At 63.9% G+C, this 15,402-nt stretch carries 15 protein-coding genes; 10 read left to right on the top strand and 5 right to left on the bottom strand.

Going from position 1 to position 15,402, the window contains the following annotated elements:
- Positions 1-125: 125 nt before the first annotated feature.
- The 4 genes from hsaA to hsaB are packed head-to-tail and all read left to right on the top strand — an operon-like array spanning position 126 to position 3,656.
- The gene (gene hsaA / locus BFN03_RS15205) at positions 126-1,274 is read left to right on the top strand and encodes a 3-hydroxy-9,10-secoandrosta-1,3,5(10)-triene-9,17-dione monooxygenase oxygenase subunit (protein ID WP_198163499.1); all 1,149 of its coding nucleotides are present in this window, start codon (positions 126-128) and stop codon (positions 1,272-1,274) included.
- Between the two features lie 8 nt (positions 1,275-1,282).
- Positions 1,283-2,170, top strand: coding sequence for a 4,5:9,10-diseco-3-hydroxy-5,9,17-trioxoandrosta-1(10),2-diene-4-oate hydrolase (hsaD, locus tag BFN03_RS15200; protein WP_070379709.1), 888 nt, complete (start codon positions 1,283-1,285; stop codon positions 2,168-2,170).
- On the top strand, positions 2,170-3,072 hold the full coding sequence (gene hsaC / locus BFN03_RS15195; RefSeq protein ID WP_070379708.1) for an iron-dependent extradiol dioxygenase HsaC: 903 nt from the start codon (positions 2,170-2,172) through the stop codon (positions 3,070-3,072). The genes hsaD and hsaC overlap by 1 nt, the downstream gene beginning before the upstream one ends.
- Entirely contained in the window at positions 3,069-3,656 is a 588-nt protein-coding gene (gene hsaB / locus BFN03_RS15190; RefSeq protein WP_070379707.1) for a 3-hydroxy-9,10-secoandrosta-1,3,5(10)-triene-9,17-dione monooxygenase reductase subunit, read from the top strand. Before hsaC ends, hsaB begins: the two co-directional genes overlap by 4 nt.
- A gap of 55 nt (positions 3,657-3,711) precedes the next feature.
- Here hsaB and BFN03_RS15185 read toward each other — a convergent pair whose 3' ends face one another.
- Positions 3,712-5,160, bottom strand: a complete 1,449-nt coding sequence (locus BFN03_RS15185; protein ID WP_070379706.1) for an NAD-dependent succinate-semialdehyde dehydrogenase — start codon at positions 5,158-5,160, stop codon at positions 3,712-3,714.
- Positions 5,161-5,275: 115 nt separating this feature from the next.
- Here BFN03_RS15185 and BFN03_RS15180 point away from each other — a divergent pair, with 115 nt between their 5' ends.
- The 3 genes from BFN03_RS15180 to BFN03_RS15170 all read left to right on the top strand — a co-directional run bounded on the left by BFN03_RS15180 (position 5,276) and on the right by BFN03_RS15170 (position 7,937).
- Entirely contained in the window at positions 5,276-6,517 is a 1,242-nt protein-coding gene (locus tag BFN03_RS15180) for an aspartate aminotransferase family protein (RefSeq protein WP_070379705.1), read from the top strand.
- 31 nt (positions 6,518-6,548) lie between these two features.
- The gene (locus tag BFN03_RS15175; RefSeq protein WP_070379704.1) at positions 6,549-7,043 is read left to right on the top strand and encodes a DUF3830 family protein; all 495 of its coding nucleotides are present in this window, start codon (positions 6,549-6,551) and stop codon (positions 7,041-7,043) included.
- A 72-nt stretch (positions 7,044-7,115) separates the two neighbouring features.
- Entirely contained in the window at positions 7,116-7,937 is an 822-nt protein-coding gene (locus BFN03_RS15170; RefSeq protein WP_070379703.1) for a PhzF family phenazine biosynthesis protein, read from the top strand.
- Between the two features lie 8 nt (positions 7,938-7,945).
- On the opposite strand, the gene BFN03_RS15165 is transcribed toward BFN03_RS15170, so the two are convergent.
- Positions 7,946-9,316: an amidase gene (locus tag BFN03_RS15165; protein WP_070379702.1), complete on the bottom strand. Its 1,371-nt coding sequence runs from the start codon at positions 9,314-9,316 to the stop codon at positions 7,946-7,948.
- A gap of 29 nt (positions 9,317-9,345) precedes the next feature.
- Entirely contained in the window at positions 9,346-10,320 is a 975-nt protein-coding gene (locus tag BFN03_RS15160) for a D-2-hydroxyacid dehydrogenase (protein WP_070379701.1), read from the bottom strand.
- Positions 10,321-10,402: 82 nt separating this feature from the next.
- Here BFN03_RS15160 and BFN03_RS15155 point away from each other — a divergent pair, with 82 nt between their 5' ends.
- The 3 genes from BFN03_RS15155 to BFN03_RS15145 are packed head-to-tail and all read left to right on the top strand — an operon-like array spanning position 10,403 to position 12,622.
- On the top strand, positions 10,403-11,158 hold the full coding sequence (locus BFN03_RS15155; protein WP_070379700.1) for a maleate cis-trans isomerase family protein: 756 nt from the start codon (positions 10,403-10,405) through the stop codon (positions 11,156-11,158).
- Positions 11,159-11,214: 56 nt separating this feature from the next.
- Positions 11,215-11,949 carry a maleate cis-trans isomerase family protein gene (locus tag BFN03_RS15150; protein ID WP_070380962.1) on the top strand — a complete coding sequence of 245 codons (735 nt, stop codon included), beginning with the start codon at positions 11,215-11,217 and terminating at the stop codon, positions 11,947-11,949.
- Positions 11,936-12,622, top strand: coding sequence for a GntR family transcriptional regulator (locus BFN03_RS15145; protein ID WP_070379699.1), 687 nt, complete (start codon positions 11,936-11,938; stop codon positions 12,620-12,622). Before BFN03_RS15150 ends, BFN03_RS15145 begins: the two co-directional genes overlap by 14 nt.
- Before the next feature lie 56 nt (positions 12,623-12,678).
- On the opposite strand, the gene BFN03_RS15140 is transcribed toward BFN03_RS15145, so the two are convergent.
- Together BFN03_RS15140 and BFN03_RS15135 are read right to left on the bottom strand one after the other, a co-directional pair.
- Entirely contained in the window at positions 12,679-13,944 is a 1,266-nt protein-coding gene (locus BFN03_RS15140; RefSeq protein WP_070379698.1) for a M20 family metallo-hydrolase, read from the bottom strand.
- A gap of 76 nt (positions 13,945-14,020) precedes the next feature.
- Positions 14,021-15,343 carry an MFS transporter gene (locus BFN03_RS15135; protein ID WP_070380961.1) on the bottom strand — a complete coding sequence of 441 codons (1,323 nt, stop codon included), beginning with the start codon at positions 15,341-15,343 and terminating at the stop codon, positions 14,021-14,023.
- Positions 15,344-15,402: the final 59 nt, after the last annotated feature.

Below are 15,402 nucleotides of genomic sequence, written 5' to 3'. Positions count from 1 at the left end.
AGGCCTACAAGCAGCACTTTTGAGAGCACCTCGACATAAATGGGAACGTGTTCTAGTCTCAGAGGTAACTGAACAATCTAGCGAGACAGGAGCGTCTTGTGGGTGACCATGACAGTCACGAGGTGATGCAGCGACTCGACGCGCTACTGCCGACGCTGCGTGAGCGTGCGCAGGAGGCCGAGGATCTACGTCGTATCCCCGACGATTCCATCAAGGCGCTTCAGGAGATCGGCTTCTTCCGCCTCTTACAGCCCGAGCAGTGGGGCGGCTACCAGGCCGATCCGGTGCTGTTCTACTCGGCCGTGCGAAAGATCGCGAGTGCCTGCGGCTCCACCGGTTGGGTCTCGTCGATCATCGGCGTCCACAACTGGCACCTCGCGCTATTCGAGCAGCAGGCGCAGGAAGACGTGTGGGGAGAGGACACCGACATTCGCATCTCTTCCTCCTATGCACCGATGGGGGCCGGTCAGGTCGTCGAGGGTGGCTACCTGGTCAACGGCGCATGGGCCTGGTCTTCCGGTTGTGATCACGCAACCTGGGCTGTGCTCGGCGGTCCGGTGATCAAGGACGGGCGTCCGGTGGACTTCGTCAGCTTCCTGATTCCGCGTGAAGACTATCGGATCGACGACGTCTGGAACGTGGTGGGACTGAGGGGAACCGGAAGCAACACCGTGGTGGTCAAGGACGTATTCGTCCCGAGGCACCGTGCACTCAGCTTCAAGGCGATGAGCGACCTCACCGCCCCGGGTCTCGTGCAGAACACCGCGCCTGTCTACAAAATGCCTTGGGGAACAATCCATCCCACAACCATTTCGGCACCGATCGTGGGAATGGCCTACGGCGCATACGAAGCGCATGTCGAGCACCAGGGCAAGCGTGTCCGCGCGGCGTTCGCCGGCGAGAAGGCGAAGGACGATCCGTTCGCCAAGGTCCGGATCGCCGAGGCATCGAGCGACATCGACGCGGCATGGCGGCAGCTGTCCGGCAATGTTGCCGACGAGTACGCGCTCCTGTGCAAGGGCGAGGAGGTCCCGTTCGAGCTCCGGCTTCGAGCCCGCCGCGACCAGGTGCGCGCGACCGGTAGGGCCATTTCGTCCATCGACAAGCTCTTCGAGAGCTCGGGTGCCACTGCGTTGGCGAACGGCACTCCACTGCAGCGTTTCTGGCGAGATGCTCATGCCGGGCGCGTTCACGCTGCCAACGATCCCGAACGCGCGTATGTCATGTACGGCACCGGAGAATTCGGATTGCCGGTCGCGGACACGATGGTCTAGGAGCGCAGGTGACGACTACCGAAGAAACCATGACGTTCGAATCCACGTCGAAGTTCGCTCAGGTCAGGCCTGACCTGAAACTGCACTACCACGAGGCCGGAGTCGGCAACGACACGACGATCGTGCTGCTGCACGGCGGCGGACCGGGGGCTTCGTCGTGGTCGAACTTCGCGAAGAACATTCCGGTCCTCGCCGAGAAGTTCCACGTCCTCGCTGTCGACCAGCCCGGTTACGGGCTGTCCGACAAGCCGACCGAGCACCCGCAGTACTTCGTGCACAGCGCATCCGCGTTGAAGGATCTGCTCGATGCCTTGGGCATCGGCGGACGGGTTCATCTGCTCGGCAATTCGCTCGGTGGCGGCGCCGCAGTGCGTTTCGCGCTCGACTATCCGGACCGCGCGGGACGGCTCGTTCTGATGGGTCCGGGCGGACTGAGCGTCAACCTGTTCTCGCCGGATCCCACCGAGGGCGTGAAGAACCTCGGCAAGTTCAGTGCGCCGCCGGAGGGGCCAACCAGGGAGAAGCTCGAGGCGTTCTTGCGGGTCATGGTCTACGACCAGTCTCTGATCACCCCGGAACTCATCGAGGAGCGCTTCGCGGCGGCGAGCACTCCAGAGTCGCTCGAGGCGGCGAAGGCAATGGGGAAGTCCTTCGCATCGGCCGACTTCGAAAAGGGAATGCTCTGGCGTGAGGCATACAAGTTGCGCCAGCGTGTACTGCTGATCTGGGGCCGCGAAGACCGGGTCAACCCGCTCGACGGAGCCCTCGTGGCGCTCAAGATGATCCCGCGGGCGCAGTTGCACGTCTTCGGTGGCTGCGGACACTGGGCGCAGCTCGAGAAGTTCGACGAGTTCAACAGGCTCGCAACGGACTTCTTGCTGGATGGAGGTAAGTGATGGGTATCCGCTCACTGGCGTACCTGCGTATCGAGGCAACGGACATGGCCGCGTGGCGTGAGTACGGACTCAAGGTGCTCGGCATGGTGGAGGGCAAGGGCACCAATCCCGACGCCCTGTATCTGCGGATGGATGATTTCCCGGCTCGGTTGGTGATCGTCCCCGGCGAGAAGGACCGGCTCTCCGTCTCGGGTTGGGAGACGGCCAATGCTCAGGAGTTGCAGGAGGTCCGGGCCAGCCTCGCGGCAGCGGGCGTCGTGTTCAAAGAGGCCGACGCCGAGCAGCTCGCGGATCGCCGGGTCGACGAGCTGATCACATTCGAGGACCCGTCGGGCAATACTCTCGAGGCGTTTCACGGTGCGGCACTGGAGCATAGACGTGTCGTCAGTCCATACGGTCACAGGTTCGTCACCGGCGAGCAGGGTTTGGGGCACGTCGTTCTCTCGACCTCCGACGACGACGCGTCGCTGAGTTTCTATCGCGACGTGCTGGGCTTCCGGCTGCGTGATTCGATGAGGTTGCCTCCACAGATGGTCGGGCGACCCGAAGACGGTCCGCCCGCATGGTTGCGCTTCTTCGGCTGCAATCCGCGGCATCACAGCCTCGCATTCCTGCCGATGCCCACGCCGAGTGGCATCGTGCACCTCATGATCGAGGTCGAGAATTCTGATGATGTCGGGCTGTGCCTCGACCGCGCGCTTCGCAAGAAGGTCAAGATGTCTGCGACGCTCGGTCGTCACGTCAACGACCTGATGCTGTCGTTCTACATGAAGACACCGGGCGGCTTCGACGTGGAATTCGGTTGTGAAGGAAGGCAGGTGGAGGACGAGAGCTGGATTGCCCGCGAGAGTACCGCCGTCAGCCTGTGGGGACACGACTTCAGTGTCGGTATGCAGCCGTGAACGAGGCATCGGGGGACGGAGCCGTCGCTGAGGGGGCGATCGATCCGCGACGGTTTCGCACGGTGCTGGGCCAATTCTGTACTGGCGTCACCATCATCACCACCCTTGACGACGGGAAGCCGGCCGGGTTCGCGTGCCAGTCGTTCGCAGCGCTGTCGCTCGAACCCCCGCTCGTCCTGTTCTGCCCAACCAAGGCGTCGCGGTCGTGGGCCGCGATCGAGAGCAGTGGCGTGTTCTGCGTGAATGTGCTTGCGGAGGAGCAGCAGTCGACGTGCGCCCGTTTCGGGTCGCGGGAACCGGACAAGTTCGCCGGGGTCGATTGGACGCTTTCGCCGCTGGGGTCACCGATTCTGACCGGTTCACTCGCCCACATCGACTGCACGCTCGAGGGCGTCCACGACGGGGGTGACCACTGGGTGGTGTTCGGCCGAGTCTCCTCCCTGAGTGAGGTCAAGGAGGAGCGACCGTTGCTCTTCTATCGGGGGCAGTACACCGGAATCGAACCGGACAAGACCGTGCCGGCCCCGTGGCGCGACGACCTCGAAGCGTTCCTCACGACATCGTCGGAAGACACCTGGTTGTAGCCTCGAGGCACCTGGCTCTGGTGGTTCCTCACATGGTGATGGCTGTGGCAGGGCATCACACGGTGATGCCTATGTATTTGGTCTCGAGGAACTCGTCGATGCCGGTGGGCCCGCCCTCACGCCCGAGTCCGGATTCCTTCACGCCACCGAAGGGTGCCGCCGGGTTCGACACGACGCCCTGGTTGAGCCCGACCATTCCGGACTCCAGTGCTTCGCACACCCGAATTCCCCGAGTGAGGCTCTCGGTGTAGACGAAGGCCACCAGGCCGTACGGCGTGTCGTTGGCTCGCTTGACCGCTTCCGCTTCGGTGTCGAACGTGCTGATCGCGGCTACCGGTCCGAAGATCTCGTCGTGGCACATCTCGGCGTCCTCGGGTACGCCGGTCAGGACAGTTGCGGGGTAGAAGCTGCCCGGGCGGTCGAGGCGTGTACCGCCCGTCGTCACGGTGGCTCCGCGTTCGACCGCATCCGTGACGAGTCGATCGATCTTCTCGACGGCTGCATCGTCGATCAACGGTCCGACCACCACGCCGTCCTCGGTGCCTCGCCCGAGGGGAAGAGCAGCCATCTGTTCGGTCATCCTGCGGGTGAACTCGTCCACGACCGAGCTGTGCACGAGAATCCGGTTGGCGGCCGTACAGGATTGCCCGATGTTGCGCATCTTCGCAGCCATTGCACCGGTGACGGCATCGTCGAGGTTTGCATCGTCGAAGACGAGAAATGGCGCATTGCCGCCGAGTTCCATGGACGTGCGCATGACAGTACGGGCGCAGAGTTCCAGAAGATGTTTCCCGATCTTCGTGGATCCGGTGAACGAGAGTTTGCGGGCGCGGCCGTCGAGGATCAGCGGAGTCATCACCTCATCAGGGGTGGAGGTGGTGACAACGTTGACGACACCGTCGGGCAGTCCTGCTTGCACGAGGATGTCCGCGAGAGCGAGGATCGACAGCGGAGTCTGGGCGGCAGGCTTGATGACGGACGTGCACCCGGCGGCAATCGCGGGTCCGAGCTTGCGGGTACCCATTGCCATCGGGAAGTTCCACGGTGTGATGAGAAGGCTCGGACCAACTGGCTGGCGTGTCAAGAGTAATCGAGATCCGCCACCCGGTGCAGTCATGTACCCGCCGTCGATCCGGACGGCCTCCTCGGCGAACCAGCGAAAGAATTCGGCGGCATAGGCGATTTCGCTGCGCGCCTCGGCAAGCGTCTTACCCATTTCGAGCGTCATGATGAGGGAGAGACGGTCGATGTGTTCGAGGAGCAACCGGTGTGCTTCGGTGAGGATGATGCTGCGCTCGCGAGGTGGCGTGGCCGCCCATGCCGGTTGCGCCTCCGCGGCGGCATCGAGCGCTTCACCGGCCTCCGCGGCATCCGCGTCCGCGACTTCACAGAGGATCTGCCCCGTCGAGGGATCGTGAACCGGCATGGTGCGAGCGCTCTGGCGCCATTTGCCACCGATGAAGAGGCCGGTTGGAACGGATCCGATCGCTTCTTCCTCGAGCATGCTTCATCCCCAATCGCCGTTGCCGAAGTGACTCTGATCATGCTATACAGATTGTCAACAATCTGACAATACGCACTGCCGACGCTCGCCGGTATCTACCCGTGGGAGGTTTCTCGTGACTCGGCTGTCTCCACTGCTCGCGCAGGCCACACCCGTGACGGTTGATCATGGACTCGGCTGCTACCTCTACGGTACCGATGGTCGGCGCTATCTCGATTTCACCGCGGGTATCGGCGTCACCAGTACGGGGCACTGCCATCCGCACGTCGTGGAGGCCGCCCGCCGGCAGGTCGGCTCGCTGATCCACGGCCAGTACACGACGGTCATGCACCAGCCGATGCTCGAGCTGACCGAGCGTCTCGGCTCGGTTCTGCCCGCCGACCTCGATTCCGTGTTCTTCGCGAACTCCGGTAGCGAGGCAGTGGAGGCGTCGCTTCGTCTGTCACGACAGGCGACGGGGCGTCCCAACGTGATCGTCTTCCACGGCGGCTTCCACGGACGCACGGTCGCGGCGGCGACCATGACCACATCGGGAACCCGGTTCTCGGCAGGCTTCAGCCCGTTGATGGGTGGTGTCCATGTTGCGCCGTTCCCGGATGCCTACCGCTATGGATGGACGGAGGAAGAGGCCACCGCCTTTGCGCTCAAAGAACTCGACTACATCTTCTCCACTCTCACCGCGCCGGAGGAGACGGCCGCGTTCGTCGTCGAACCCGTCCTGGGTGAGGGAGGCTATGTGCCGGGCAACACCGCGTTCTTCCAGGGACTCCGCGAGCGAGCCGACCGGTACGGCATCCTGCTCGTCATCGACGAGATCCAGACCGGTTTCGGACGCACCGGCAAGTTCTTCGGACACCAACACTTCGATGTCCGGCCCGACATCATCACGATCGCCAAGGGGCTGGCCAGTGGGTTCCCGCTGTCGGGCATTGCGGCGTCCGAGGAGTTGATGGCCAAGGCCTGGCCGGGTTCGCAGGGCGGAACGTACGGGGGAAACGCGGTGTCCTGCGCGGCCGCGATCGCGACGCTCGAAGTGATCGAGAAGGAAGGCCTCGTGGCCAACGCGGCCACTCGCGGCACGCAACTTATCGAGGGTGCTCGCCGCACGGCTACCTCGGCGGTGGGGGATGTGCGCGGTCTCGGACTGATGGTGGGCAGTGAGTTCACCGCTGCCGACGGTTCCCCGGATCGAGCGAAAGCGGCTGCCGCGCAGCAATTGGCCGCGAAGAAGGGGCTACTGCTGCTGACCTGCGGCGCTCACATGAACGTGGTGCGAATGATTCCGGCGCTCGTCGTGACGGCAGAACAGGTGGAGGATGCGCTGACACTCTGGTCGGAAGTCCTCGAGGAGATCTGATCCGGATCCGACCGTTCTACGAGGAGGAATCGTGGCCCGCTACATCACCATCACCCTCGACAAGCGCGGCGTGACGTGTCGCGCCCGACTCCTCGACGACGAGGCGCCGCTCACCTGCGACGCCGTCTGGAATGCACTCCCGCAGAGCGGAGACGCATACCACGCCAAGTATGCGCGCAACGAGGTATACACGCTGATCCCGCGTATCACGCAGGCGCCACATCGCGAGAACCCCACCGTCACACCGATTCCCGGAGACGTGTGCCTGTTCGACTTCGAGCCGTGGGAGATCGGCAACTCCGCCTACGGCTACGAGCCCGGTTCCGAGGCGCACGCCGCGCAGGGTGCCACGGATCTTGCAATCTTTTACGGCCGCAACAACCTTCTGATCAACGGCGACGTCGGCTGGGTACCGGGCAACGTCTTCGCCGCCATCGAGGAGGGGTTACCGGAACTGGCCGCCGCCTGCAACGATCTGTGGATGCGTGGGGTCGAAGGTGAGACACTGAGTTTCGCTCGGGACTGAGGGGCGGGACCGGTCCAGAGAGTGCGGGATGGCCCTCGACTTCGTTCAGGTCGGCCACCATCATCGGACGCCATGAAGTTGGATATCCATCAGATCGACGCATTCGCCGCCGGACCCTTCGAGGGCAACCCGGCTGCCGTCATGCCGCTGACCGAGTGGCCAGGAGATTCTGTTCTCCAGCAACTGGCGGAAGAGAACAATCTGTCCGAGACGGCGTTCTACACGGCTCGTCTTCCCGCTGACGCTACGTCCCACGACCGGGACACGCCGGCCTATCACCTGCGATGGTTCACACCTGCCGTCGAGGTGGACCTGTGCGGTCACGCCACCCTCGCTACCGCCGCGCAGATTTTCGAGGACCTGCACCCAGACGCCGACCGGATCCAATTCTGGACGCGCAGTGGCTGGCTGAATGTCGATCGGGGGCCGGACACGACACTGGTGATGGATTTTCCGGCCGAGCCGCTGAAGTCGATCACCGCCGACCCGCGGATCGTCGCGGCGCTCGGCATTGGGGTGCGGGAGTGCCTGCAGGCCACCGACCTCGTGTTCGTCGCGGAGTCCGAACACGACATTGCCTCGATGACGCCCGACTTCGGCGTGATCAGTCAGCTGAAGGTGCGCTGCATCGTGGTGACCGCCGCGTCGGACGCGGACGGAGTCGACTTCGTGTCGCGAGTGTTCGGCGCCGAGGCAGGGATTCAGGAAGACCCGGTGACGGGCTCCGCGCACTCGCAGATCGCGCCGTACTGGGCTTCCGTGCTGGGGCGTGCGAGCCTTGTCGGCCGGCAACTGTCGGCGCGTGGCGGAACCGTTCACTGCGACGTGCGCGGCGACCGCGTCCACCTGTCCGGGTCGTACCGGCGGTACCTCAGGGGCATCGTCGAGTTCTAGGGTTTCTCCTAGCCGAGTACGTGTTCGGCATATCGCGAGACGGCGAGGACGAGGTCGTCCGAGTGCCGGGGGCCGATGATCTGCAGACCGACGGGCAGTCCGGCCGCTGTCTTCCCGACCGGGAGGCTCATCGCCGGTTGCTGTGTGAGGTTGAAGGGGTAGGTGAACGGGGTCCACTGTGCCCAACTGGTGAAGGCGCTGCCGGGTGGGACGTCGTGACCGGCGTCGAAGGCGGGTATCGGGACGGTGGGTGTGAGCAGGATGTCGTGCGTTTGGTGGAACTTGCCCATCGTGATACCGACGTCTGCTGCGACGGCGCGGGCTTCGAGGTAGTCGACGGCACTGAGCTTTTCGCCGCGTTCCCAGGCTTTCCCCAGTCCGGGGTCGACCTTGTCGCGCGTGCCATCGGGGAAGCTTCTCAACATGGCGGCGGCTCCGGACGACCACAACACTTCGAAGGCGTCGATCGGGTCGGTGAAGCCGGGATCGGCGGCGGTGACCGGAAGCCCTGCCGCGTCGAGTGCCTGCACTGCCTGGTCGATGATGGCCCGGACCTCCGGGTCGACCGTGGCATAGCCGAGCGTCGGGGAATACGCGACGCCGAGCCCGACCACGTCCCGGCCGATCTCACCGCGGAAGGTCGCGCGCGGCGGGGCGAGCGAGGTGGGGTCACGAGGGTCCGGTAGCGACATGATGTCCATCAGCAGCGCGGCGTCCTCCACCGTCCGGGTGATCGGGCCGGCGTGTGCGAGGGGGCCGAAGGGGCTGGCCGGGTACAGGGGGACGCGCCCATGCGTCGGCTTGAACCCGACGGTGCCGCAGAACGACGCCGGAATGCGTATGCTGCCCCCTCCGTCGGTGCCGACCGAGCACGGACCGAGGCCGGCTGCGACCGCGGCGGCGCTGCCGCCCGACGATCCGCCGGCCGTCTTCGAGAGGTCGGCCGGATTGCGGGTGATACCGCACAAAGCGCTGTCCGTGACTGCTTTCCATGCGATCTCGGGCGTGGTGGTCTTCCCGAGGAACACCATTCCGTCTTCGCGCAGGCGCGCGGTGACCGGGCTGTCGACATTCCAGGGTTGGGATTCGTCGATCGCCTGAGAGCCACGGAGGGTGGGCCAGCCGTCGGTGAGGAAGATGTCTTTGATGGAGATCGGGACTCCGTCGAGAAGTCCCTTCGAATAGCCGGTTGCCCAGCGTTCCTCCGATGCGCGGGCCTGCGCGAGCGCTCTCTCCTCGTCGACGAGGCAGAACGAGTTGATGTCGCGGTCACGGGCGTCGATGGCGTCGAGGACCGCTCGCGTTGCCTCCACAGGCGACAATTCTCCGGACGAATAGGCCGTGACCAGTTCGACCGCGGTCATGTCGGTGGGGTTCATGAAAACTCCTTCAGCCTGAATCGGTCCTGCTATCGGCTCGGTACGTATCCGAGCTCCTTGTCTACGATGTTCTCGAGAGGTCGGCCTGCCGTCCAGCGTTCGAAGTTGTCGGTGAACACGGTAACGATCTCATCACGCCATCCGGTGAAATCACCCGAATTGTGAGGTGTGATAGAGACGTTCGGCATGCTCCACAACGGGTGGTCCGGTGGGAGCGGTTCGGTGTCGAATACGTCGAGCGCCGCGCCGGCGATGGTTCCGGACTCGAGTGCGGCGACGAGGTCGTCAGTGCAGACGAGTTCGCCGCGGCCCACGTTGATGAATCGTGCGCCCGGCTTCATTGCGGCGAATTCCTTGTCGCGGAACATGTGCCGGGTCTGATCGGTGAGTGGTGCCGCCGCGATTACGTAGTCGGCGGCGGCGAGTTGCTCGGGGAGATCTTCCGTGGCCGCGACCGTTCGGAAATCCGGGTCGGTGTCTCGTGCGCGACGTCCCGATCCGTTGACCTCCATGCCGACCGCGCGGAGCAGCCGGGCGGTCGCACGACCGATCGGGCCGGTGCCGACGATCAGCGCGGTCTTCCCGGCCACGCGCTCGGATTCCCGATGCCGCCAGGTGTGGGCCTGTTGCAGACGGAGAGAGCCGGGAAGATCCTTCGCGAAGGAGAAGATCTGAGCGAGCACGTATTCGGCGATGGCTCCGTCGAACACACCCCGTGAGTTGGTGACGGTGACGTCACTGTCGCGAATCTCGGGGAACATGACGGGATCGACTCCGGCGGCCGCGATGTGTAGCCACTGCAGGGAACCCGCAGCGTGCCATGCACCCGGAACGGCATCGGTCAGGAAGTCGTAGAGGAAGAGGACGTCTGCGCCGTCGAGGGCGTCGATGAGTCCCGCCTCATCCGTGTAACGAACCTCGGCACGGTCCTCAACAGGTGCCATGAGTTCGTGGTTCGGCAGGACATGGGCGTGAAGCACGGCAACGATCGGGTTCCGAGTCACGTTGACACCGTATGAGTAAAACGTATGATTGTCAACAATCTTAGAATGCACGGGTGTGGCCGAAACGAAGGTGAGGCCTGGCGTGGAACTGAACATTCCCGAATTCGAAGGGCCTCTCGCGCAACGGGGAATAGGAATCATCGCCCCGTTCGATCTCGCGCTCGAACGAGAATTGTGGCGGTGGGCCCCGCTGGAGGTGAGCCTGCATCTGGCACGCACCCCGTACGAGCCCGTGCCCGTCAGTCTCGAGATGGCCGAACTGGTCTCCGAACGGCGACACATCATGGCGGCAACACGTGACGTCCTGCATGTCGAACCCGAGGTCGTGGCCTACCTGTGCACCTCGGGGAGCTTCATCAAGGGCCTCGATTTCGAGCGAACACTGTGCGAGGCGATGTGCGAGGCCGGCGCCCAGCAAGCCGTGACGACGTCGGGTGCGCTCGTCGAGGCAATCGAGCATCTCGGGCTGAGCAGACTATCGGTGATCACTCCCTACGACGCGCCATTGACCGAACGCTTGCACGCCTTTCTCGACGAGGCAGGCACCGAGGTAGTCCGCTCGGACCACCTCGGGCTCGGTGGCGGCATCTGGAAGGTCAATTACCGCACGATCGCCGAGCACATCATCGAGGCGGACGATCCGAATGCGGAGGCGATCTTCGTCAGCTGCACGAATCTGCCGACCTACGATGTGATCGCCCCCCTCGAGCGCGAACTCGGAAAACCGGTTCTCACCGCCAACCAACTCACGATCTGGGCTTGTCTCGGCCGGATGAAACTTCCGATGTCCGGCCCGGGCCAGTGGCTCCGGGACGTCTTCGGAGATCAGCCCTCGTGATCGGACCCTGTGATCGGACCCTGTGATCGGACCCTGTGACCGGAAAGGAGAACACAATGGCGACCGCACCCACAGTCGGATTCATCTACCCCGATCATGCGGCCGAGGACGACTATCCCCTCGCCGCGCGGATCCTCGGAGTGGATCTGCCGGTCGCGCACATCTACGGCACCGACTTGCATGCCGTACCCGAATTGCTCGACCTCGGCAGTCCCGAGAAGCTCGCGGGTGGGGCGACGCTTCTCGCCGGCGAGAAACCGGACGCCGTGATGTGGGCGTGTACGTCGGGCAGCTTCGTATACGGCCCCGAGGGCGCGAAGCAACAAGTGGACAGCCTCGCCCAGGTAACCGGTGTGCCCACGTCGAGCACCAGTTTCGCGTTCGTGAACGCTCTGCACGTGCTCGGTCTCACTCGGATAGCAGTGGTCGCGAGTTACCCGGAGGACGTAGCGACGCTGTTCGTGGAGTTCCTCGCCGCCGCGGGGGTCGACGTGCTTTCCGTTTCCAGCGCCGGTATCGAAACCGCGGCGGAGGTCGGTCTACTCGGCCGGGAACGAGTCGAGGAGCTGGCAGTGCGCAACGACCACCCACAAGCGCAAGCCCTGCTCATCCCCGATACGGCCATGAGGACGATGGGCGTGCTCGGTACTCTCGAGCAGCGCCTCGGCAAGCCTGTACTCACGGCAAACCAGGTGACCATCTGGGAGGGTCTGCGTCTTGCGGGCCACGCGGCGGTGCAACCGTCGTTCGGAACCTTGTTCGAGAAAGGCAACAGTCATGGCTCTGACTGACCTGGAACCCGCCAGCCGTCAATCAACCGCCGAATTCATCGCGGACCGACTGAGAGCCGCCATCATGAAGGGCGCGCTCGAGCCGGGTGCTCAGTTGGGCGAGGCGGAGCTGGCCGCACACTTCCAGGTCTCGCGTGGACCGCTGCGCGAAGCGATGCAACGACTCGTGTCGGAGGGCATACTGCGCAGCATCCGCCATCGCGGGATCTTCGTGACGGAGTTGTCCCTGGACGACGTCGTGGACGTGTACCGCAGCAGATCGGTGATCGAGCGCGGGGCACTGGACATGATCCTCGCCGACGGGCGGCGGGAAGCTACCTATGCGGCTCTCGAATCCGCTGTGCTCGAGATGCGGGATGCGGCCGAACGTGGCAACGCCGCGGCTGTATCGGATGCCGATCAGAAGTTCCATCAGATTCTGGTGGAGTGTTCGTCGAGCCCACGCCTGGTTCGTGCAGCCAAGACCTTGCTGATCGAGACCCGGATGTGCATGGGTGCGCTACAGACCACCTACCCCGATCTCCGCGAACAAGCGGCCGAACATGCGGCCCTACGCGAGGAGATCCGGACCGGCGCGCCGCCGAAGGTGCGGCGGATGCTTGTCGAACATCTAGACGATGCCGTCCAACGTCTGCAGGCTCAGCAGGAGAACCTGTCGCCACAGCAACCGTGAACTGGAGGCACTCGTGAACTAGGGGCACTGCCGCGTGATAGCGCAGTGCCGGCTGGTCATCGTTGGGGCTTGTCCAGCTCCCCGACCGCGAGACGGCCGACGATTTCGGTCAGCAGATCCACACCGGCGCACACGTCTTCGTCGGCCGTCAACTCGTGCTCGTTGTGCGAGATTCCATCGACACTCGGCACGAAGAGCATCACCGTCGGGGCGACGTCCTTAGTGTTCACCGAGTCGTGCCCGGCGACGGTCATGATCTGGCGATATGTCAGTCCCAGATCGTCCGCGGCGCTCATCGAGAGTTTCACCCCTTCCGGCTGATAGCCGGCCACACCCCAGGAATGGGCGGCGGCCTTTTCGATGCGCACCCGCGCCCGGGATTCGATGTCGGCGAAGCGGGCCGTCAATCGCTCGTCGGCGAGGTCGACGACCGACTCGTTCGGCGAACGTAGGTCGAGATTCATCCGTACTTCCCGGGCAATGACGACTGGGGAGTTGGGCTCGATGGTCATCTGGCTCACCGAGGTGTGCAGCGGCGCGTCCGCGAACTCCTCCGCCAACTCGCGCGCCGCGACCACCAGCAGGGAAGCTCCGAGAAGCGCATCGCGCCGATCGGGCATGGTCGTCGATCCGGTGTGTGACTGCTCCCCGTGGATCACCAGCTCGTATTTCTGGGCCGCCCAGGTGGAATCGACTACACCGATGGTGATTCCGTCGTTCTCGAGATTTCTGCCCTGCTCGATGTGGATCTCGGCGAATGCTGCAGCTTCCGGCCCGGTACCCGATCCCAGACAGCCGATACCCGACAGCGCGTCTGCGACCGAGACACCGTCGTGGTCGGTGGTCGACAAGGCTTGTTCGACATCGAGTTTGCCGGTGAAGACAGCGCTTCCCATCATGCTCGGCTTGAACCGACAGCCTTCTTCGTTGAACCAGTTGACCACTGCGAGGTTGTATTTCGGCGCGATGTCTCCGTCGCGCCATTGCTGGGCGATCCGGTGAGCGGCGTGCGCCGAGGCGAGTACGCCGTACGCCCCGTCGTAGCGTCCGCCGAGCGGCTGACTGTCCAGATGGGAGCCGGTGAGAACGTACGGGGCACCGGGGTTGATCTCGAGTAGCCCGAACTGGTTTCCTACGCGGTCGTATTCGACACGAAATCCGCGGTCGGCGAGCCACTGGGCAAGCCATGCGCGCTGCGCCCCGTCATCGGCGGTGGCAGCCTGCCGATCGACGCCCCCGCCGGTGGTCGCACCGAACTGTGACAGCTTCTCGAAGTCCGCGAGTACGGTCCGGTCCAGATCGTTCTTGCTGACAGTGGTCATCGCGGTGGTGCCTCTCTGGATTTCGATTCTCTGGGTTGCGGTGTTCTGGATTGCGATGTTCGGGGCGCCTGGGTGGTCAGTGCTTGAGCCCCGCTTCGGCCACGCTCCATCGGGGCGTGATGATGGCGCCGACCAAGGCGATCACGCCGATGAGGACGAGGATGACCGCTGCGGGCCAGAGGGTATCGCCGGTCACGGTGAGAACGGCTGTCGCGATCAGCGGTACGAACCCGGCTGCCATTCCCGCGATGTTCGACGAGACGGACACACCGCTGTATCGGACCTTCGCGGGGAACAGGCTGGTCAATACCGCGCCGCTGACTGCGTACGGATACGAGATGGCCGCGACCCCGACGGTCATGGCGATCACGACGAGCACAGGTTGCGCGGTGCTGATCGCCCAGAACAGTGGGAAGGCCAAGACTATCGTTGCGATCGCTCCGCCGAGCACGACGCGGCTCGAACCGAATCGTGTGCCCAGTCTTCCACCGCTGATGATGACGGGCAGCTGGACTACTGCTGCGATAACGGTGGCAAGAAGGAGCATTGTCGCACTGAGATCGAGAGCGCGTTTGCCGTAGCTGATGACGAACGTCGTCATCAGGTAGAACCCGCCGGTTCCGATGAACATGACCGAAGCGCCGACGAGAAGTTGCCGCCATGCCCCGGAGAACACTTGGCGTAGTGGTGCTTCCGAAACCGAGTCTTGTTTCTGCAAGGCTTCGAATTCGGGGGATTCCTCGAGTTGCTTTCGAATCACGACAGAGACTCCCAGCAGCGGCAGAGCCAACAGGAAGGGAATACGCCAGCCCCAGGAATTGAATACATCTTCGGATAACACGGCTGCTGTGATGAAGAATGCTCCCGAGGACATGATCGTCCCCACCGGCGATCCGAGTTGCGGGATCGACGCGTACCTCGCTCGCTGCGAAGGCGAAGCGCACTCGGCCGCGATCGTGACTGCGCCACTCCACTCGCCTCCGACGGCCAAGCCCTGCAATATGCGCAACACGACGAGTGCGATCGGGGCGATGACACCGATCGAGTAGTAGTTGGGCAGCAATCCGATCAGGACGGTGGAAATACCGATGCCGACGATGGTCGTCATCAAAATTTTCTTGCGTCCGACCCGGTCCCCGAGCCAGCCGAAGAGCAGTCCACCCACCGGGCGCGCAACGAACCCGACCGCCAGGGTGCTGAACGACGCCATCGTCGCCGTCAGTGCATTTTCGGAACTGAAGTACTGCACATTGAACACCAGGGCAGCCGCAGTGGTGAACAGAAAGAAGTCGTACCACTCCATCGCCGTTCCCACGAACGCCGCGAAAGCCACTCGCCGCGATGTATCGGGTGGAATTGGCTTCTTTTCGCCAAGCTGTACAGCGGGCGGGGTGCTCATTGTGGTGCTCCGAATGTTGCGCGTATAGGGCAGATCGTTCAAAGGCGTTCCGTTCATGA

Origin of the sequence: Rhodococcus sp. WMMA185 (genome assembly GCF_001767395.1) — a bacterium.
Lineage (GTDB): Bacteria > Actinomycetota > Actinomycetes > Mycobacteriales > Mycobacteriaceae > Rhodococcus_F.
The sequence above is the reverse complement of the archived record's forward strand: the minus strand, read 5'-3'. Positions and strand labels throughout refer to the sequence as shown.